The organism is Burkholderia sp. BCC1988 (assembly GCF_905339895.1).
In the GTDB taxonomy this organism is placed as follows: Bacteria; Pseudomonadota; Gammaproteobacteria; order Burkholderiales; family Burkholderiaceae; genus Burkholderia.
In genome coordinates this window covers 250,785-269,403 of record NZ_CAJPHA010000001.1, presented here as the reverse complement: position 1 = coordinate 269,403, position 18,619 = coordinate 250,785, and the positions used below count along the sequence as shown (strand labels likewise).

Annotated in this window: 16 protein-coding genes; 9 read left to right on the top strand and 7 right to left on the bottom strand. The window is 69.5% G+C overall.

Going from position 1 to position 18,619, the window contains the following annotated elements:
- Positions 1–15 precede the first annotated feature (15 nt).
- Positions 16–1,455: a cytochrome P450 gene (locus tag U4012_RS01120; RefSeq protein WP_321795428.1), complete on the bottom strand. Its 1,440-nt coding sequence runs from the start codon at positions 1,453–1,455 to the stop codon at positions 16–18.
- 87 nt (positions 1,456–1,542) lie between these two features.
- On the opposite strand from U4012_RS01120, the gene U4012_RS01115 reads away from it, so the two are divergent.
- Entirely contained in the window at positions 1,543–2,481 is a 939-nt protein-coding gene (locus U4012_RS01115; RefSeq protein WP_321795426.1) for a helix-turn-helix domain-containing protein, read from the top strand.
- 21 nt (positions 2,482–2,502) lie between these two features.
- Here the strand turns inward: U4012_RS01115 and U4012_RS01110 are convergent, their stop codons facing one another.
- The gene (locus U4012_RS01110) at positions 2,503–2,880 is read right to left on the bottom strand and encodes a nuclear transport factor 2 family protein (RefSeq protein ID WP_044843042.1); all 378 of its coding nucleotides are present in this window, start codon (positions 2,878–2,880) and stop codon (positions 2,503–2,505) included.
- A gap of 404 nt (positions 2,881–3,284) precedes the next feature.
- Here U4012_RS01110 and U4012_RS01105 point away from each other — a divergent pair, with 404 nt between their 5' ends.
- The 3 genes from U4012_RS01105 to U4012_RS01095 all read left to right on the top strand — a co-directional run bounded on the left by U4012_RS01105 (position 3,285) and on the right by U4012_RS01095 (position 6,162).
- Entirely contained in the window at positions 3,285–4,169 is an 885-nt protein-coding gene (locus U4012_RS01105; RefSeq protein ID WP_321795422.1) for a LysR substrate-binding domain-containing protein, read from the top strand.
- A 164-nt stretch (positions 4,170–4,333) separates the two neighbouring features.
- The gene (locus tag U4012_RS01100; protein ID WP_321795420.1) at positions 4,334–5,266 is read left to right on the top strand and encodes an AEC family transporter; all 933 of its coding nucleotides are present in this window, start codon (positions 4,334–4,336) and stop codon (positions 5,264–5,266) included.
- A gap of 521 nt (positions 5,267–5,787) precedes the next feature.
- Positions 5,788–6,162, top strand: a complete 375-nt coding sequence (locus tag U4012_RS01095) for a hypothetical protein (RefSeq protein ID WP_044843040.1) — start codon at positions 5,788–5,790, stop codon at positions 6,160–6,162.
- A gap of 161 nt (positions 6,163–6,323) precedes the next feature.
- Here the strand turns inward: U4012_RS01095 and U4012_RS01090 are convergent, their stop codons facing one another.
- Together U4012_RS01090 and U4012_RS01085 are read right to left on the bottom strand one after the other, a co-directional pair.
- On the bottom strand, positions 6,324–7,841 hold the full coding sequence (locus U4012_RS01090; protein WP_321795418.1) for a CoA-acylating methylmalonate-semialdehyde dehydrogenase: 1,518 nt from the start codon (positions 7,839–7,841) through the stop codon (positions 6,324–6,326).
- A 49-nt stretch (positions 7,842–7,890) separates the two neighbouring features.
- On the bottom strand, positions 7,891–9,249 hold the full coding sequence (locus tag U4012_RS01085; protein ID WP_044843038.1) for an aspartate aminotransferase family protein: 1,359 nt from the start codon (positions 9,247–9,249) through the stop codon (positions 7,891–7,893).
- 105 nt (positions 9,250–9,354) lie between these two features.
- Here U4012_RS01085 and U4012_RS01080 point away from each other — a divergent pair, with 105 nt between their 5' ends.
- Positions 9,355–10,320, top strand: a complete 966-nt coding sequence (locus tag U4012_RS01080; protein WP_321795415.1) for a LysR family transcriptional regulator — start codon at positions 9,355–9,357, stop codon at positions 10,318–10,320.
- 105 nt (positions 10,321–10,425) lie between these two features.
- Positions 10,426–10,917: a 2,4'-dihydroxyacetophenone dioxygenase family protein gene (locus tag U4012_RS01075; protein ID WP_044843036.1), complete on the top strand. Its 492-nt coding sequence runs from the start codon at positions 10,426–10,428 to the stop codon at positions 10,915–10,917.
- Between the two features lie 113 nt (positions 10,918–11,030).
- On the opposite strand, the gene U4012_RS01070 is transcribed toward U4012_RS01075, so the two are convergent.
- Together U4012_RS01070 and U4012_RS01065 are read right to left on the bottom strand one after the other, a co-directional pair.
- Entirely contained in the window at positions 11,031–12,179 is a 1,149-nt protein-coding gene (locus U4012_RS01070) for an epoxide hydrolase (protein ID WP_321795412.1), read from the bottom strand.
- A 76-nt stretch (positions 12,180–12,255) separates the two neighbouring features.
- Positions 12,256–13,215: a GlxA family transcriptional regulator gene (locus tag U4012_RS01065; RefSeq protein WP_124920554.1), complete on the bottom strand. Its 960-nt coding sequence runs from the start codon at positions 13,213–13,215 to the stop codon at positions 12,256–12,258.
- Between the two features lie 135 nt (positions 13,216–13,350).
- Between U4012_RS01065 and U4012_RS01060 the strand changes: the two genes are divergently transcribed.
- From U4012_RS01060 to U4012_RS01050, 3 genes are all read left to right on the top strand, one after another.
- Positions 13,351–14,151 (top strand): SDR family NAD(P)-dependent oxidoreductase, encoded by an 801-nt coding sequence (locus tag U4012_RS01060; RefSeq protein ID WP_044843034.1) that lies wholly within the window; start codon positions 13,351–13,353, stop codon positions 14,149–14,151.
- An 11-nt stretch (positions 14,152–14,162) separates the two neighbouring features.
- Positions 14,163–14,924 (top strand): SDR family oxidoreductase, encoded by a 762-nt coding sequence (locus U4012_RS01055; RefSeq protein WP_321795407.1) that lies wholly within the window; start codon positions 14,163–14,165, stop codon positions 14,922–14,924.
- A gap of 411 nt (positions 14,925–15,335) precedes the next feature.
- Positions 15,336–17,126 carry a diguanylate cyclase gene (locus U4012_RS01050; protein ID WP_321795405.1) on the top strand — a complete coding sequence of 597 codons (1,791 nt, stop codon included), beginning with the start codon at positions 15,336–15,338 and terminating at the stop codon, positions 17,124–17,126.
- A gap of 83 nt (positions 17,127–17,209) precedes the next feature.
- Here U4012_RS01050 and U4012_RS01045 read toward each other — a convergent pair whose 3' ends face one another.
- The gene (locus U4012_RS01045; protein ID WP_321795402.1) at positions 17,210–18,565 is read right to left on the bottom strand and encodes an MFS transporter; all 1,356 of its coding nucleotides are present in this window, start codon (positions 18,563–18,565) and stop codon (positions 17,210–17,212) included.
- Positions 18,566–18,619: the final 54 nt, after the last annotated feature.

The window sequence follows — 18,619 nt, the reverse complement described above, 5'->3', positions numbered from 1 at the left end:
CGACACGCCGCCGCGTTACGACAATGCGACGTCCGCCGCCAGCCCGGTCGGCGCGATCGCCACGTGCAGGGCGCGCTCGGGCCGCAACGTCACGTTCAGCGCCGCGCGCGGCGCCGCCATGCCGGGCGGCACGGACAATTCATGGCGCTGCAGGATCATCGCCGCCACCACCGTCATCTCCGTCATCGCCAGATGCTGCCCGAGGCACACGCGCGGCCCCGTGCCGAACGGCATGTATGCGCCGCGCGGAATCGCCGGTGCGTCGTCGGCGAAGCGCTCGGGCCGGAAGGCCCGCGGTTCCGGAAACCATCGTGCATCGTGATGCATCAGCTGAATCGGCAGCATGAACAGCGTCCGCGCGGGAAACCGCCATGCGCCCAGCGCGACCGGCCGCACTGCGCGACGGCTGATCAGGATCGGTGCCGCCGGATACAGGCGCATCGTTTCCTCGAGCGTCTGCGTCAGGTAGCGCAACGCGGGGCGCGTGTCGGCGGTCGGCGCACGGCCGCCCAGCACGCGCACGACCTCGTCGCGCGCGGCGGCCTGCGCGGCCGGATTCGCGGCCATGTTCCACACCCACCAGGTCAGCGTGGCTGCGGCCGTCTCGTGGCCGGCCAGGAATGCCGTCATGCACTCGTCGTGCACGGCCCGCAGCGGCCATGCGTGCCCGTCGGCACGGTGCAGCCGCAACAGGCGCGACAGCAGGTCGTCCGGCCAGCCGTGCTCCGGCATGTCGAGACGCGCATGCAGTTGCCGGTCGATCAGTCCGTTCAGCACCGCCAGCGCCCGCGCCTTGCCGCGCTTCCACGGCATCCAGTCCGGCGCGCTGGCCGGCTGGTAGAACTCCGCGTTCGCCGCCGCGCCCACCGTGCGCACGGCCTCTTCGGCAACGCGCGCGTGTGCGCCGATCGAATCCGAGAACATCGTGCGCATGATCACGTCCATCGCCAGCGACGTCAGCGCGCTCTCGACCGGCCAGTGTGCGTCGCACGCGGGCCACTGCGCGAGCGCACGACCGGCTGTCGCGGCGATCGACGGCACGAACGCCTGCACCGGTTTCGGCGCGAAGTTCGCCTGCAGCGCGTGCCGCTTGTCGCGCCATGCGTCGCCCTCGGCGACCAGCACGCTGTGCCCGTGAACCCGCGAGAACACGCGAATGCCGCGCTCCCAGCGCACGAACGCATCGTGATGCGTGACCAGCAGCTCGCGCACGAGGGCGGGATCGGTCACGACCACCGCATGTTCGGGCCACATGCGCAGGTGCACGACGTCGCCATGCGCACGCTGCCAGCCTGCGAGCGCGCCGGTCAGGTCGCGCGACATCGCGCGCAGCAGCGGCCACCCCGTCAGGCCGGCACGCGGCCCCGGCGGCCATACGCCGGGCGGGTGAAACACGGGCGACGCATCAGCGGCGTCCGCATGAAACGGGCATCGGGAAGAGGATCGTGGGTTCATGCTCCGGATTGTCCGGATCGACACGCTGCCGGTCTTGAACGCAAACGACATCGACACGTGCGGCGCCGGTCCCTATACTCCGGCGTCATGCCCTCCGGTCCGTCTCCGAATCCGTCGCCGTGTCCCGATCCGTACGCGCGTGCGCCGCGCGTGCGGTGCGACGGCCGATCGCCGCCCACGCGGCTGTATCCGCCACCGGCCGCGCTGCGAGGCGCGGTCGTCGCGATCGTCTGCCGCGACACGCGCGGCTTCGCGTTGAGCGACGCGCAGCGGCTCACGCATTTCCCCGCGTCGCCGATCGTCTGCCTGTCGTGGTATCGCGGCTTCGACGTCGGGCTCGTCCGGCCCACGGGCGACGGCCCCGTATGGCGGCCGTTCGGTGCATCGGCGACGCTGTCGGGCAGCCAGTCGATGCCGGTCGCGAGCTGGGCGCCGACGGGCGGACAAGGCGGCATCGTCTGCCTGCATGCCGATGCTGCGCGCGCGCTGTTCGGCGTCGCGCTGCCGACGATCCACGACACCTTCGTCGACGCACATGCATGCCTCGACGACAGCTGGCGGCCGCTGCTCGATGCGCTCGCCGGTGCCGAGCACGACGACGACGCGCTGGCCGCGCTCGACCGACACCTCGCGCCGCGCTGGCATGCGCTGCGCGGCAGCGTGTCGCCGCTGTGGTCGCTGCGCGATGCCGGGCGCAGCTGGGTCGGGCGTCTCGCGTCGATCGCGCGCGAATGGCGGCACACCCACAGCCCGCGCCAGGTGGAACGGCGCATCAAGGCGTACAGCGGGCGCTCGTTGCGCGACTGGCAAATGCTGGTGCGCACCGAAGGCGTGTTCTTCGCCGCGCGCGACCGGCAGGACGCCGGACAACCGGTCGACTGGGCCGCGCTCGCGCTGGACGAAGGGTTCGCCGATCAGGCGCACCTGAGCCGCGCGACGCGGCGCATCACGGGCTTCTCGCCAACCGAGTTCGTGCGGCGCTTCGCCGAGGACGAATCGTTCTGGATGTACCGGCTCTGGGTGTGACCTGCCGCTGCACGTCGCGCGTCAACCGCCCGATTCGATGAACCCGCCATCGGGCGCCTGATGCGGCACGTACCAGCCGAAATACACCTCGGCCTCGACGATCCGGCCGTCGCGGACCCGCAACCGCTCCGCATTCCGGAACCGCCTGCCGGCGGTCGTCGCGGCTTCGTACACGACGAACACGTATTCGCCGTGCACGGCGACGTCGACGAACTCGAAACCGGCGAGCATCGCGCTGTTCGGCCAGCAGCGCGCGAGATACGCGTCGCGATCGAGCCGGTTGTCGAGCGGGCTCGTGAAATGGAAGTCCGGCGCGATCAGCGCTTCGATCGCATCGCGGTCCTTGTCGACATACGCGCGATAGCTGGCGCGCGCAACCTCACCGGGGTCCTCTGGCATCGTCGTTACCTCCGCAAAGAGTCGGGGCGACGCGACGGCACGCGTCGCCCCGAGGTATCGATGAAACGCGGGCGGGCGGCACGCGCGAGCGCGGCCCATCCTGCGTTCACAGATGAGCGCGCCGGCCCGGCGCGATGCCATTCGCGAAAACCCGCACCGGCCGGTCCGCACGCGACGCACCGCGCGTTCTGCCGCATTCAGCCGCGGGCAGCCGATGCCGCCGCTGCCGCGGTTGCCCGTTTCCGCACGCGCGGGCATGATGTCCGGCAGCGTGCCGGCCGCACCCGTCCGCTTCGGCAGCCGTCGGCGGCGTCGGCGGCGCAATCGGCACGTCGCCCCTGCACCGCCTCCGGCATCATCGAGCAATCCGCGTGCCGGTCCCGGCCGCCCCTCTCACCGAGCCCATGTCACTACGCGCATTCAGAACCCTGGTCGCGATCGCCCGCTACCGCACCTTCGCGCGCGCCGGCGAAGCGATCGGGCTCACGCAGTCCGCCGTGAGCCTGCAGGTCAAGACGCTCGAAAGCGAATACGACGTCCGGCTGTTCGACCGCTCGCGCCGCCAGCCGGTACTCACCGAAGCCGGCAAGATCCTCGTCGCGCAGGCCGAGCAGGTGCTCGCGATGGTCGACCGGATTCCCGATGCGCTCAGCGACGAGAAGAAGCTCGTCGGCCGCCTGCGGATCGGCGCGATCCATACCGCGCTGTCCGGCCCGCTGCCCGATGCGCTGCTCGCGCTGCGCGATGCGCACCCGTCGTTGCGCGTGCACGTATCGGCCGGCATGTCGGCCGAACTGGCGAACCGCGTCGCGGCCGGCGAACTCGACGCGGCGATCACGACGCGCCCGGTGCGCCCGCATCCGGCGGAACTGACGTGGACCACGCTGTACGAAGACCGCTTCTGGCTGCTCGCGCCGCCGCACTACGCGGAGCGCGACGCGGGCACGCTGCTCGAGGCGCTGCCGTTCATCCGCTTCGACGCGCAGGCGTGGGCCGGCCGGATGATCGCCGCCGAGCTGCGCCGCATCGGCGTGCGCGTGCGCGAGGAGATGGTGCTCGACAGCGCGGAGACGATCGCGCGGATGGTGGCGCGCGGGCTCGGCGCGGCGATCGTCGCGCTCCCCGACGCGACGCTCGCGCGGCTGCCGCCCGTCACGCGCTTGCCGTTCGGCCAGCCGCAGATGGGCCGCGCGGTCGTGCTGCTCGAACACCAGTCGCGTCCGACCGAGCGTTTCGCACGTGCGCTGGCCGCCGAAGTCAGCGCATCATCGATGAGAATTTCTCATTGAACACCCGATAATTCACCATTATTCCTGCTGCTTGCGCGTGTTAACTTGGCGGCATCGTCACTCTTTCGATTGCGTGCCGCCATGTTGCCCGCCGGATGGATTCCCGCTTCGTTCCGCCGCGCCGCCCGCCGGCCGTTCGGCCCGCGTCGCCTGAAGGCGCGTCGATGATCGGCCCGATCGTGCTCGCGCTCGCGCCGGTCGCGCTGCTGGTCGCGCTCGGCCACGGCCTGCGGCGCACGGGCTTCATCGCCGATGCGTTCTGGCCGCACGCCGAGCGGCTTTGCTATTACGTGCTGCTGCCCGCGCTGTTCGCGCACGGTCTCGCGACTGCGCGGCTGCAAGCGCTGCCCGTCTTGCCGCTCGCGGCGGCGCTGGTCGGCTCGACCGTGCTCGTCGCGGCGCTGCTTCTGCTGGTCCGCCGGTTCGTGCAGGTCGACGGCGCCGGGTTCACGTCGGTGTTCCAGGGCGCGGTGCGCTTCAACAACTATGTCGGCACCGCCCTCGCCGCCGGACTGTTCGGCGCGCACGGCATCGCGCTCGCGGCCGTGTGCGTCGCGGCGATCGTGCCGACCGTGAACGTGATGTGCGTGCTGGTGTTCGCGCGCTACGGCGACACGCGGCTCGGCGCGTGGGCGCTCGTGCGCCAGATCCTGTCGAATCCGCTCGTCGTCGGGTGCGCGCTGGGGATCGCGATGCAGGCCGCCGGCCTCGCGTTTCCGGCCGCCGTCGAACCGGCCGTGCGCGCGCTCGGCGCCGCATCGATGCCGCTCGGCCTGCTGTGCGTGGGCGCGGCACTGAAGTTCGACGCGGCGCGCGGATGGATGCAGCCAATGTGCATCGCGTCGGCGTTCAAGTTCATGGCGATGCCGCTCGCCACGCTCGCAGCCGGCCGCCTGTTCGGGCTCGGCGATGCCGCGCTGACCATCGCGCTGCTGTTCCAGGCGCTGCCGACTTCGTCCTCGTCGTACATCATGGCGCGCCAGCTCGGCGGCGACGCGCCGCTGATGGCCGGCATCACCGCGTTCCAGACGATCGCCGCCGCGCTCGCGATGCCGGCCGTGCTGACGGCGCTCGCGTCGGCGCCGGTGTTTCGCTGACGGCGTGGCACCGTTGCCGAATGCAACGAGATCGGCAATCGCGATTCAACAGCCACCGGACCGACCTGAATCCGCCCGTCGCGGAGTCGATATCGTGCGCCGCGATCGCACAGGCATCGCCGTCGCGCTGCCCGGCGAGCCGTTGTCCGAGTCGATGCTCGCCGACGGCGCGCGTGATCGCGGGGCGTCGCACCGCCCCATCGCGCGCGGCGTTGATGCACGGCAGCACCTGCGGCGCCAGTTCGCGCCGCTGCGGGGACGGATGTCGAATACCGCTGCACGCGCACGACCGCCGCGACGTTGCGCGACGCCTACGCGCCGCCGATGCGCCCCCGGTTCTTCTCGCAGCCCCGCGAAAAACCGCCTATGGTGAATGAAGCGGGTCCGTTCCGCCGTCATTCGACTTCGCGTCGCTCGCACCGGCGGCCACGGCGCCGCGTTCCGGCACCATTCCCCGCGCTCGCGCGCACGCCCGGCCGTGCGCGCGAGCGCGCCGCCCACCGGACTACAAGGAGGTAATCATGAAAGCCGTGCTGCTCGTCAGCTCCGCCCTGCTCGCCATGGCGTCCGTTTCGGCCTCGGCTCAAGGCTCGATCACCAAGGTCGAAAACGGCGCGCTCGTCGCCGCGAACGGAATGACCGTCTACACCTTCGACCAGGACAAGCCCAACGCCGGCACCAGCGCATGCAAGGGCCAATGCGAGTCCTTCTGGCCGCCGTACAAGGCCAGCGCGACCGACGTTCCGGTCGGCCCCTATACGATCGTCAAGCGCGACGACGGCAGCCCGCAATGGGCCTACAAGGGCAAGCCGCTGTACTTCTTCGCGAAGGACATGAAACAGGGCGACCGCAACGGCGACAACTTCAAGAACATGTGGCACGTGGTCGCGCCGTAAGCGTTCTTTCCCCGTCTTCAGCGTCGGCACGACCGCCGCACATGTAAAAAGGCCCGCCCCGATCGTCGACCGGGGCGGGCTCGTGCGTCCTTGCGCCGGCCGCGTGGCGACACACGCCGAGCGGCGCGCGTCGCGTTGCGGCCCGATCACGCGTCAGCGCGTCAGCGGTTCGACGGGAAGCTGAACACCGTCCCTTCGCGCACGCCGGCCGACGGCCAGCGCTGCGTGATCGTCTTGCGCTTCGTATAGAACCGCACCGCATCCGGGCCGTACGCGTGGAGATCACCGAACAGCGAGCGCTTCCAGCCGCCGAACGAGTGGTACGCGACCGGCACCGGCAGCGGCACGTTGATGCCCACCATGCCGATCTGGATGTTGTCGCTGAAGTAGCGCGCCGCTTCGCCGTCACGCGTGAACAGGCACGTGCCGTTGCCGTATTCGTGCGCGTCGATCAGCGCCATCGCCTCGTCGAGCGACTTCAGGCGGATCACGCCGAGCACCGGCCCGAAGATCTCGTGCTGATAGATCGGCATGCCGGGCTTCACGTTGTCGAACAGGCACGGGCCGAGGTAGTAGCCGCCGTCGTGGCCGTCGACCTTCACGCTGCGGCCGTCGACGACGAGCGTCGCGCCGGCCGCCACGCCCGCCTCGACGAAACCCGTCACCTTCTCGAAATGCTGCTGCGTGACGAGCGGCCCCATGTCGACGCCGGCCCCGTTGCCCGGGCCGACCTTCATCTTCGCGATCTCGGCCTGCAGGCCTTCGACCACCTTGTCACCCGTTTCCTCGCCGATCGCGACGACCAGCGGAATCGCCATGCAGCGCTCGCCGCACGAGCCGTACGCGGCGCCCATCAGCGCGTTCACCGCGTTGCCGATGTCGGCGTCGGGCATCACGACCGCGAAGTTCTTCGCGCCGCCGAGCGCCTGCACGCGCTTGCCGTGCGCGCAGCCGGTCGAGTAGATGTATTCGGCGATCGGCGTCGAGCCGACGAAGCTCACCGCCTTCACGCGCGGGTCGGTCAGGAGCGTGTCGACGGCTTCCTTGTCGCCGTTCACGACGTTCAGCACGCCCGGCGGCAGGCCGGCCTCGAGCGCGAGCTCGGCCATGCGCAGCGTCGACGACGGCGTGCGCTCGGACGGCTTCAGCACGAACGTGTTGCCGCACGCGACGGCCATCGGCCACATCCACAGCGGCACCATCACCGGGAAGTTGAACGGCGTGATGCCGGCGGCCACGCCGAGCGCCTGGAATTCGCTCCACGAATCGATCGCGGGGCCGACGTTCTTGCTGTGCTCGCCCTTCAGCAGCTCGGGCACGTAGGACGCGTATTCGACGTTCTCGATCCCGCGCTGCAGTTCGCCCATCGCGTCGGCGAGCACCTTGCCGTGCTCGGCGGTAATCAGCGCGCACAGTTCGTCCGCATGCTCCTCGAGCAGCGTCTTGAAGCGGCTCATCACGCGCGCGCGCTTCAGCGGCGGCGTATTGCGCCACGCCGGGAACGCGGCCTGCGCGGACGCGATCGCGGCTTCGACGGTCAGCTTGTCGGCGAGCGCAACGCTCTTGTGCGATTCGCCGGTGGCCGGGTCGAACACCGGCTGGACGCGGCTGCCGCCGTCGACGCGCTTGCCGTCGATCAGGTGGCCGAGGGTGGAGGTCACATTGCTGTCGTGTTTCATCGTTGAGGCTCTTTCGTGAATTCGGTTGTCGCGGGAAAAGGGCCGCGGCTTAGTCCACTTCGTTCAGCGCGTCGGACAGCGCGTTCACGAGGTTGTCGATCTCGCGCTTCTCGGCGATGAACGGCGGCGCGAGCTGGATCGTGTCGCCGCCGTAGCGCACGTAGAAGCCCTTCGCCCAGCAGCGCATCGCGATCTCGTACGGGCGCCGTGCCGGCTCGCCCGGCAGCGCCGCGATCGTCAGGCCGGCCGCCAGCCCGTAGTTGCGGATGTCCGTGATATGGCGCTGGCCCTTCAGGCCGTGCACGGCCGCCTCGAAATGCGGCGCGAGATCGCGCACGCGGGCCACCGCGTCTTCCTTCACGAGCAGGTCGAGCGCCGCGACGCCGGCCGCGCACGCGACCGGGTGCGCCGAATACGTGTAGCCGTGCGGGAACTCGAGCATGTACTCGGGGCCGCCCGCGGCCATGAACGTGTCGTAGATTTCCTTCGTCGCGATCACGCCGCCGAGCGGCTGCACGCCGTTCGTCACCTGTTTCGCGAAGTTCATGATGTCCGGCACCACGCCGAACGCGTCGGCGCCCGTCATCGCGCCGGCACGGCCGAAACCCGTGATGACTTCGTCGAAGATCAGCAGGATGTCGTGCGCGGTACAGATGTCGCGCAGGCGCTTCAGATAGCCCTTCGGCGGGATCACCACGCCCGCCGAGCCGGAGAACGGCTCGACGATCACGGCCGCGATGTTCGACGCGTCGTGCAGCGTGATCAGGTCGAGCAGGCGGTCGGCCAGGTCGGCGCCGTTTTCCGGCATCCCGCGCGAGAACCGGTTTTCCGCGAGCTGCGTGTGCGGCAGGAAATCGGCGTCGATCCCCTGGCCGAACAGTTTGCGGTTCGCGCCGATCCCGCCGACCGAGATGCCGCCGAAGTTCACGCCGTGATAGCCCTTCTCGCGGCCGATCAGGCGCGTCTTCGTGCCCTTGCCCTTGGCGCGCCAGTACGCGCGGGCCATTTTCAGCGACGTGTCGGCCGCTTCCGAGCCCGAGCCGGTGAAGAACACGTAGTCGAGGCCGGCCGGCGTCAGGTCCTTGATCTTGTTCGCGAGCTCGAACGACTTCGGATGACCGAACTGGAACGCCGGCGCGTAGTCGAGCTGCGCGACCTGGCGGCTCACGGCTTCCGTGATTTCCGTGCGGCCGTGACCGAGGCCCGTGCACCACAGGCCCGACAAACCGTCGAAGATCTTGCGGCCTTCGCCATCCGTGTAATACGCGTCCTTCGCCGACACGATCATGCGCGGATCGGACTTGAACTGGCGGTTCGCCGTAAACGGCATCCAGTGGGCGTCGAGCCACGCGGCGTCGGTGCGGAGGTTCGTCTCTTCCTGCTGCTTGGCGATGGTCGTATCGGTCATGTCGGTCGGCGCGGCGCGCCCCTCCTTCTTGTGTTGATGTTGCGCATTGTCGGGACGACAATTAGTCTCTTCAATATCGCAATATCAATGTTCACTTGCTCATCTATGCAAGCAAAGAAACCGAAGAGCCGCGCGCTGCTCGGGCAGCTCAGCGACATGGATCTGCGGCTGCTGCGGGTCTTCAAGGGCGTCGTGCAGTGCGGCGGGATGGCGGCGGCCGAACTCGAGCTGAATATCGGCATCTCGACGATCAGCCGGCACGTGAAGGATCTGGAAACGCGCCTCGGCCTCGTGCTGTGCCGACGCGGCCGCGCCGGCTTCACGCTGACCGCCGAGGGGCAGACCGTCTACGAGGAAACCCTGCGCCTGCTCGCGTCGATGGAGGCATTTCGCAGCAGGATCGACGGCATTCACGACAAAATGGGCGGAGAACTGCACGTCGCCGTGTTCGACAAGACCGCCACCAACCCGCAGGCGCGGCTCGGCGACGCGATCCGCCAGTTCGCGGACGAGGCGCCCGACGTCGCGCTGAACCTGCATGTCGCGTCGATCAACGAGGTCGAGCGCGGGATCATCGACGGCAGCTATCAGGTCGGGATCATCCCCGCGCACCGCAGCTCAGGCAGCCTCGTGTATTCGGAACTGTTCGACGAGCGGATGCTGCTGTACTGCGGCCGCCAGCACCCGCTGTTCGACGCGCCGCACGGCAAGCTCACGTGGACGACGATCCGCAACCATGCGTTCGCCGGGCTCGGCTTCCATTCGCCGAACATGGAACTGAGCCATCGCGCGAAGCTCACGCGCAGCGCGACGGCGTCGGACCAGGAATCGATCGCGACGCTGATCCTGTCCGGCCGCTATCTCGGCTTCCTGCCGGACCATTACGCGGAGAGCTTCGAAAACAAGGGGCTGATGCAGCCGATCGCGCCGCACCGCTTCAACTACCGGTGCCGGTTCGTGAGCCTGCTGCGGCGCTCGCCGCGGCCGTCGCGGGCGGCGCTGCTGTTCCAGTCTTGCCTCGAGGCCGCGCATTCGGCGCCGCGACCGGGCGACGACAGCGCCGACGCGTAGCCCGATTCGGGCTTCGCCCGCGCTGGCGTCCGGCCGCGGCCGTGGCTGCCGCCCGCTCGCGCTCTGCGATAATGCGCACTTCCCCGTTTCCGCTCTCCCTCCGCCATGACGCAGCCGTCCGCCCCGCTCTCCACCGACCTGCCGCCGATTTCGTGCCTGCCCGGCGACGCGCTGCCGTGGCTGCCGATGAGCGCCGACCTGCCGGGGCTCGCGATCAAGTATCTGCATATCAATGCGGCGGAAGACACGCTGACCGCGCTGCTGAAGATGCCGGCCGGCGGCACGCTGCCGCGCCATCGCCACGACGGCGAGGTGTTCGTCCATACGCTGCAGGGTGCGTGGCGCTACCGCGAGTACGAATGGGTCGCGCAGGCCGGCTCGACGGTGCTCGAACCGGCGGGGTCGGTGCACACGCCGGAAACGCTCGGCGCGCCCGGCGACGACGTAATCACGCTCAACGTGATGCGCGGCGACCTGGTGCTGCTCGACGACGACGGCCGCGAGACCGCGCGCGAGAATTGCCGCGTCGCGCTGCTGCGCCAGCGCAAGCATGCGCGTACGGCGCCGCATGACGCGGCGCCGTTTGTTACGCGATAAGTCATGCGATAAGACAGGCGAGAGCGTCGCGTCACGATCCGCACGGTGCCGGCGCTCGCCAGCGCGCGGATGGCCGCCGGCGCACTTCGCCAGCGACGCCGCCTCCCGGTGCCTTACCGAAAGCGCCGGAAAAATCGGCGAATATCGCTGGCCAGCAGGTCCGGTTCTTCCATCGCGGCAAAATGCCCGCCGCTCGGCATGTCGGCCCACTGCACGACGTCGAACACCCGTTCGAGCCAGCTGCGCGGCGGGCGGCTGATTTCCTTCGGAAAGCGCGCGAACGCGACGGGCACCGCCACGCGTTCCCCGGCCGCGAAGCGCATCGGCTGCAGCCGGTTTTCCCAATACATCTGCATTGCCGAACCGATGCTTCCGGTAAACCAGTAGAGCGAGATGCCGGTCAGCAGCGTGTCGTGCGAAAACCGCCGCGCGACGTCGCCGTCGCAATCGCTCCACGCGCGGAATTTCTCGGCGATCCACGCGGCCAGCCCGGCCGGCGAGTCGTTGAGCGCGACAGCCAGCGTCTGCGGCTTCGTCATGTGCACATGCGCGTATCCGCCCTCCAGCGCGGCCCACTCTCCGCGCTGCGTCACGAAGGCCCGTTCGTCCTCGGTGAGCGGCGAAGCCGCGTCGGCCGGAGGCTCGTAGCTGCCGGGCAGGTAGTTCAGATGAATGCCGTCCACCACGTCGGGATGTCGCGCGCCGAGCGCAATCGACACGCCTGCGCCGAGATCGCCGCCTTGCGCGCCGAAGCGGCGATATCCGAGCCCGGACATCAACGCCGCCCAACTGTCGGCGACCTGAAATGCCGACATGCCGGGCGCCGCGGGCGCGGGCGAGAACGCGAAGCCCGGAAGCGACGGCGCGACGACGTCGAACGCGTCGTGCGGATCGCCGCCGAATGCGGCCGGATCGCACAGGCGATCGATCAGCGCGTCGAACTCGAATACGGAGCCCGGCCAGCCGTGCGTGATGACGAGCGGATACGGCTTCGGCCCCGCCCCGCGCCGATGGATGAAATGCACGCGTTGCCCGCATGCGTCCGCGACAAACTGCGGCAGCCCGTTCAACGCGCGCTCCGCCGCACGCCAGTCGAAGCGCTCGGCCCAGTACGCAACCAGTTCGCGCAGCCACGCGCCATCCACACCCTGCTGCCACGGGTCGGCGGGCGTCAGCAGCGGTGCGCGCATGTCGCGCAGGCGCCGACGCAGGTCGTCGAGCGCGCGATCGGGAATCGCAATGTTGAACGGGGCGGCGTGCATGGTGTCTCCTCGCGAGGAATGCGGGAGATTCTGCGCGATTTCCCGGACGCGCGCTGGCGGCTCGCGCCCGCGAACGTCAGGCCGATTCGCGCTCGTCCACCCGCGCGTCGCGTCGCACCGCCTGCGGCGGCACGCCGAAACCGCGCACGAACGCGTCGCGCAGGTGACGCCGGTCGCGAAAACCGTTCTCCTTCGCGATCACGTCGAGCGAGTGCCGGCTCTGCTCGATCATCAGCCGCGCGGCCTCGAGCCGCAGCCGCTCGATCGCCTTCGCCGGCGACTGCCCGGTTTCCAGCGTGAACACGCGGCTGAACTGGCGCGGACTCAGGTGGACGGCGTCGGCCAGTTCCTCGACGGTCAGCGCGCGGCCGAGGTTCTGCCGCGCATAGTTGAGCGCGTTCTGGATCCGGTCCGATTTCGGCGCGAGCTCCAGCATTTCCGAATGCTGCGACTGCCCGCCCGAGCGGCGCTGGTGCATCACGAGCTTGCGCGCGACCGAGCGCGCGGCGTCCGCGCCGAGATCCTTCTCCACCATCGCGAGCGTCAGGTCGAGGCCGGCCGTCATCCCGGCCGACGTCCAGATCGGGCCGTCGACGATGTAGATCCGGTCCTCCTCGACACGAATGTCCGGAAAGTGCTTCTGCATCTCGCGGCCGTACGCCCAGTGCGTCGTCGCGCGGCGCTGCGCGAGCAGCCCGGCCTCGGCGAGCACGAACGCGCCCGTGCAGATGCCGGCGACCCGCCGCGCGCGCGCGTTCGCGCGCCGCAGGAACGCGACGACGCCGGCCGGCGCCGGCGATGCGAGCGGATCGTTGACGCCCGCGACGATCCACGTATCGACGTCGACCCGGCCGCTGAGCGCGCGCGTCGCGACCGACAACCCGAGCGACGAGCGCACGTCGCCACCCTCGACGGAATAGTTGTCCATCACGTAGAACGGTTCGCCCGCGGCCAGGTTCGCGTACTCGAACACCGACTGCGTGGCGAGCGCCATGATCTGGAAGCCGTCGCTGATCAGAAAGCCGATGCGGTGCATGCGTGTCTCCGGTGGCGGGCGGCACGATCGGCACCCGATGTCCTGAATCATACCCATCTACGTCATTTGTGTCGCCGCGATTCGAGGCCAGAATGCCTTCACGCACTCACCCTTTCCTCGACACGGAGCGACATCATGACTGAAGCACATCGCGGTACCGCCGTCATCACCGGCGCATCGTCCGGCATCGGCGCGATCTATGCGGACCGCCTCGCGCGCCGCGGCTACGACCTGATCCTGGTCGCGCGCAACCGCGACCGGCTGGCCGCGCTCGCCGAGCGCATCACGAACGACACGCAGCGCAGCGTCGAGATCGTCGGCGCCGACCTCAACGACCGCGCGGCGCTCGCCGCCGTCGAAGCGAAGCTGAAGCAGGACGCGAGCATCACGCTGCTCGTCAACAACGCGGGCGTCGGCACGCACACGCCGCTGCTCGACAGCGACGTCGACGCGATGACGCGGCTGCTCGACCTGAACGTGACCGCGCTCACGCGCCTGACCTATGCAGCCGTGCCCGGCTTCGTCGCGCGCGGCCGCGGTGCCGTGATCAACATCTCGTCGATCGTCGCGCTGTCGCCGGAAACGCTCAATGGCGTCTACGGCGGCAGCAAGGCATTCGTGCTCGCGTTCAGCCAGTCGCTGCATCACGAACTCGCGGACCACGGCGTGCAGGTGCAGGCCGTGCTGCCTGGCGCGACGGCCACCGACTTCTGGCAGACCGGCGGCCTGCCGCTCGAACACCTGCCGAAGGAGATCGTGATGCCGGCGTCCGACCTGGTCGACGCGGCGCTGGTCGGCTTCGACCGCCGCGAACTCGTGACGATTCCGTCGCTGCACGCGGCTGACGAATGGGATGCGTTCGAGGCCGCGCGCCGCACGATGGCGCCGCACCTGTCGACCGATTCGCCGGCGCCGCGCTATGCGGCCGCCCGCTGAGGCGCATCGTCATGAAACTCGACGGCAACACCATCCTCATCACCGGCGGCACGTCCGGGATCGGCCGTGCGCTGGCGATCGCGCTCGACGACCTGGGCAACAAGGTCGTCGTCGCCGGCCGGCGCACGAAGCTGCTCGACGAGATCGCGCGGCAGTATCCGAACATCGACACGATCGAGCTCGACGTCGGCGATGCCGCGCAGATCCGCGCGGTCGCGGCGCGGTTGATCGACCGCTACCCGGCGCTGAACGTCGTGATCAACAACGCGGGCATCATGCCGTTCGACGATGCGGCCGGGCCGCTCGACGACGAACAGGCCGTGCGCCTCGTCGAGACGAACCTGCTCGGCCCGGTGCGCGTCAGCGCGGCGTTCGTCGAACACCTGAAGCGGCAGCCGGACGCGACGATCATCAACAACAGCTCGGTGCTCGCGTACGTGCCGCTCGCGTCGGCCGCGCTGTATTCGGCGACGAAGGCTGCGATCCATTCGTACACGCTGTCGCAGCGTTTCATGCTGCGCGACACGAGCGTGCGCGTGCTGGAAATCGCGCCGCCGTGGGTCGACACCGATCTCGTGCACAAGAGCGGCGATCCGCGCGCGATGCCGGTCGACGCGTTCGTCGCCGAGACGCTGGCGCTGCTCGAGACCGCCACCACCGAAGTCGTCGTCGAAGCGGCGAAGCCGTTGCGCGACAATGCCGGGCCGAACGAGCACGCGTTCGTCGACGAGTTCAACCGCTTCGTTGTCGACAACCCGATTCCCGTCGCGTGATCTCGCGCGGCGCAATCCCGCGCACGCATTGATCTGCCGAAAGGCGCCGGCTTCCGCACGATCGGACTGCGAAGCCGGCGCTTGCCGGTTTGCCCGCGCATTCATTCAGGATGCCTGAAGCGGCCCTTCTCTGCGCTGCTTCTCTGCGCTGCTTCTCTGCGCTGCTTCTCTGCAACGCTTCTCTACGCGGCCTCTCTACGCTGCTTCTCCGCGACCCTTCTCCACGCTGCTTCTCCACGTCCCTTCTCCACGTCCCTTCTCCACGCCCCGAACTCGCCGCCAACCAACCCGTTTCGCCCTTGCTTGCCACGCATTCCTCGCGACGATAAGCTCTACGATCTCAGCCTCCGAAGCAGCGCCCTCCGGCATTCGTCCGATCATCGGCGCAATCGACCGTCGCGGATTTCGACCATGCGGTTCCGTATGTTCACCACCGGGACCGGCGACACGCCCGGCTCCTGTCGCGCTCCCGCCGACGCTCGACCGGCGCTTGCGCCGTTGCCCGAACTCGACACCGTGTGCCGTCTCGCCCGCGCGCATTTCGGCACGGCCGGTGCGTTCATCGCGTCCGCCGAAGCCGGCGCGCAGCGCGTGGCGGCGTCCGACGGCACGCTGCCCGCCACGCTTCCTGCCATGCATTTCCCGCCGCGTGCCGCGCCCGTTCCGGCGGCCGGCCGACGCTTCATCACGCCCGCCGCGGGCGACCTCCCGAATGACGCGCCGCACGTCGTCGCGGCCTGCGAGCTGCTCGCGCCCGACGGCACCGCGCTGGGCGCGCTATGCGTCGCCGGCAGCACCGGCCTGACGCTCGACGCCGCGCAGCGCGCTTTCCTGCACGACCTGGCGACACTGGCGGAACGCGCGATCGGCCGCGCGAACGCGCAAGCCGCGCTGCGCGAACGGCTCGGCGTCGTCGAGGAACACAGCGCGCTGACCACGCTGGCGCTGAACGAAAGCGGCACCGGCGTGTGGGATCGCAACGTCGAAGCCGGCGAGATCCATTACTCGGCAGCGTGGAAGGCGCTGCTCGGATATGCGCCCGATGAACTGACGAGCCGGATCGAGGATGCATACGAACGGCTGCACCCGGACGACGTCGCCGGCGTGAAAGCCGCGATGCTCGCGCACTTCGAAAGCCGGACCGACAGCTATGCGGTCGAACACCGCATCCGCTGCAAGAACGGCACGTACAAATGGATCTGCAGCCGCGGCAAGGTCATCGCCCGCGACCGCCACGGGCGCGCGCTGCGCATGGTCGGCACGACCACGGACATCACCGCGCTGCGCGAACTCGCCGGCCGGTTGAGCGACTCCGTCACGCTCGTGACGAGCTTGACCGACCAGGTGCCGGGCCTCGTGTTCCAGCTGCGGCAGACCGCCGACGGCCGCCGGTTCTTTTCGTACGCGAGCGCGGGCGCACGCGACATCTACGAACTGACGCCCGAGCAGATCGCCCGCGACGCGGATGCGGTCGAAACCCGGATTCATCCTGCCGACCTGGTTGCCTACCGTCAGTCGCTGCGGGTGTCGGCGGAGCGCCTGGCGCCGTGGCGGCTCGAATACCGCGTGCTGCTGCCGGACCAGGGAATGCGCTGGCGCGAAGGCGACGCGCGCCCGCAACGCACGCCGGACGGCGGCACGGTCTGGCACGGCTTCATCACGGACGCGACCGAGCGCAAGCACATCGAGACCGAACTGCACCGGATGGCGACGACCGATCACCTGACCCAGCTGTCGAACCGCCACGCGTTCATGCGGCAGAGCGAAGCCGCGTTGCGCGGCGTGCGCGCGACCGGCCAGGACGCCGCGGTGCTGATGCTCGACCTCGATCACTTCAAGGCGCTGAACGACCGCTGGGGCCATCCGCTCGGCGATCGCGCGCTCCGGCATTTCGCGCGGCTGCTGCTCGCGGAGATCGGGACGGACGGCATCGTCGGGCGCATCGGCGGCGAGGAATTCGCGATCGTGCTGCCGCACACCGGGATCGACGCGGCGTGCGCGCTCGCGCTGCGCGTGCAGCAGCGCGTGGCCGATTCGCGGCTCGTGCACGAGGATCAGCCGCTCGTGCTGACCGTCAGCATCGGCATCGACGCGATGCGGACGTCCGACTTCGGCGCGTACCAGGCGCTGTCGCGGGCCGACAAGGCGCTGTATGTCGCGAAGGAGCGCGGCCGCAACCGGATCGAGGTGTATCGGGCCTAGCGCGCGTTCCCGCCGACAACGGGCTCGCGCCCGTCCTGGCCGCCCACCCCGTCGTACGCGCGCCGCGTCGACGCATCACGCGATCAACGCGCCACGGGCGCCGCGTCGCGCGAGGTCGCCCGCACACCGAGCAGCATCGCGACCGCGCACGCGGCCAGCAATCCCGCGATCATCAGCATCGCCGCATCCATGCTGCCGGTACGGGTGCGGATCACCCCGACGATCCACGGCGTGATCATCCCGCTCGATACGCCGATGCTGCTGATCAGCGCGATCCCGCCCGCCGCGCCGGCGCCCGAGAAATACGCGGACGGCACGGCCCAGAACACCGGGTGCGCGGCGAAGATCAGCATCGCCGCGATCGACAGCAGCGCCATCATCGCGACGATGCTCGGCAAGTGCAGCGTCAGCAACGCGAGCGCCACCGCACCGCCGAATGCGCACGCGGCGAAGTGCCGGCGACGCTCGCGCTTGCGGTCGGAGCGCCGCGCGATCGCGATCAGGCCGGCCGCGCCGATCGCGTTCGGCACGATCGACAGCAGGCTGATGTGCACGACGTCGTGAATGCCGAATTCGCGAATCATCAGCGGCATCCAGAACAGCAGCATCAACAGCGCCGTCGTCAGCGAAAAATAGATGAATGCGAACAGCCAGGTGCGCGGCGCGGCGAGCACCTGTCGCAGCGACGACGCCGCATGCGCGGGCGCCTCCGCCCGGTCGGCGGCCAGGTCGGCCGCGAGCCGCTGGCGGTCGCCGTCGGACAGCCAGCGCGCCTGTTCGGGGCGGTCGCACAGCCAGAACCACGCGATCACGCCGAGCAGGATCGCGGGCGCGCCCTCGATCGCGAACATCCACTGCCAGCCGTGCAGCCCGAGCACGCCCGACATCGCGCGCATCAGCCAGCCCGACAGCAGCCCGCCGACCATCCCGGCCACCGCGACGCCCGCATAGAAGATCGACAGCACCGACGCGCGCCGGCGCGCCGGATACCAGTAGGTCAGGTAGAACACGACGCCCGGGAAGAAGCCGGCCTCGAACAGCCCGAGCAGGAAGCGCAGCACGTAGAAGTGCTTCGCGCTGTCGACGGTGATCATCGCGACCGACACCGCGCCCCACAGGACCATGATCCGCGCGAACGTGCGGCGCGCGCCGAAGCGGCGCAGCAGCGCGTTGCTCGGCACCTCGAACAGCACGTAGCCGACGAAGAACAGCACCGCGCCGAGGCTGTACATCGCATCGGTCAGGCCGAGATCCTGCCGCATCTGCAGCTGCGCGAAGCCGATGTTGCTGCGGTCGAGGATCGACACGATGTAGCAGATGAACAGGAACGGCACGATCCGCATGCCGATGCGGCGGTACAGCGCGTCGTTGTCCGACGCCGGCGCACGGGAACCGGACGCAACCGCCTGCGCGGCGTTCGCTTGAAGATGGGCTGACATCGATCGTCTCCTCGATGGATGCGGATACGGTGCTGACAGGAAATTCGGCGCCGG

Excerpts from the sequence above, each read along its gene's own strand:
- U4012_RS01120 (WP_321795428.1), bottom strand. The coding sequence starts at position 1,455 with ATGAACCCACGATCCTCTTCCCGATGCCCGTTTCATGCGGACGCCGCT.
- U4012_RS01115 (WP_321795426.1), top strand. The coding sequence starts at position 1,543 with ATGCCCTCCGGTCCGTCTCCGAATCCGTCGCCGTGTCCCGATCCGTAC.
- U4012_RS01110 (WP_044843042.1), bottom strand. The coding sequence starts at position 2,880 with ATGCCAGAGGACCCCGGTGAGGTTGCGCGCGCCAGCTATCGCGCGTAT.
- U4012_RS01105 (WP_321795422.1), top strand. The coding sequence starts at position 3,285 with ATGTCACTACGCGCATTCAGAACCCTGGTCGCGATCGCCCGCTACCGC.
- U4012_RS01100 (WP_321795420.1), top strand. The coding sequence starts at position 4,334 with ATGATCGGCCCGATCGTGCTCGCGCTCGCGCCGGTCGCGCTGCTGGTC.
- U4012_RS01095 (WP_044843040.1), top strand. The coding sequence starts at position 5,788 with ATGAAAGCCGTGCTGCTCGTCAGCTCCGCCCTGCTCGCCATGGCGTCC.
- U4012_RS01090 (WP_321795418.1), bottom strand. The coding sequence starts at position 7,841 with ATGAAACACGACAGCAATGTGACCTCCACCCTCGGCCACCTGATCGAC.
- U4012_RS01085 (WP_044843038.1), bottom strand. The coding sequence starts at position 9,249 with ATGACCGATACGACCATCGCCAAGCAGCAGGAAGAGACGAACCTCCGC.
- U4012_RS01080 (WP_321795415.1), top strand. The coding sequence starts at position 9,355 with ATGCAAGCAAAGAAACCGAAGAGCCGCGCGCTGCTCGGGCAGCTCAGC.
- U4012_RS01075 (WP_044843036.1), top strand. The coding sequence starts at position 10,426 with ATGACGCAGCCGTCCGCCCCGCTCTCCACCGACCTGCCGCCGATTTCG.
- U4012_RS01070 (WP_321795412.1), bottom strand. The coding sequence starts at position 12,179 with ATGCACGCCGCCCCGTTCAACATTGCGATTCCCGATCGCGCGCTCGAC.
- U4012_RS01065 (WP_124920554.1), bottom strand. The coding sequence starts at position 13,215 with ATGCACCGCATCGGCTTTCTGATCAGCGACGGCTTCCAGATCATGGCG.
- U4012_RS01060 (WP_044843034.1), top strand. The coding sequence starts at position 13,351 with ATGACTGAAGCACATCGCGGTACCGCCGTCATCACCGGCGCATCGTCC.
- U4012_RS01055 (WP_321795407.1), top strand. The coding sequence starts at position 14,163 with ATGAAACTCGACGGCAACACCATCCTCATCACCGGCGGCACGTCCGGG.
- U4012_RS01050 (WP_321795405.1), top strand. The coding sequence starts at position 15,336 with ATGCGGTTCCGTATGTTCACCACCGGGACCGGCGACACGCCCGGCTCC.
- U4012_RS01045 (WP_321795402.1), bottom strand. The coding sequence starts at position 18,565 with ATGTCAGCCCATCTTCAAGCGAACGCCGCGCAGGCGGTTGCGTCCGGT.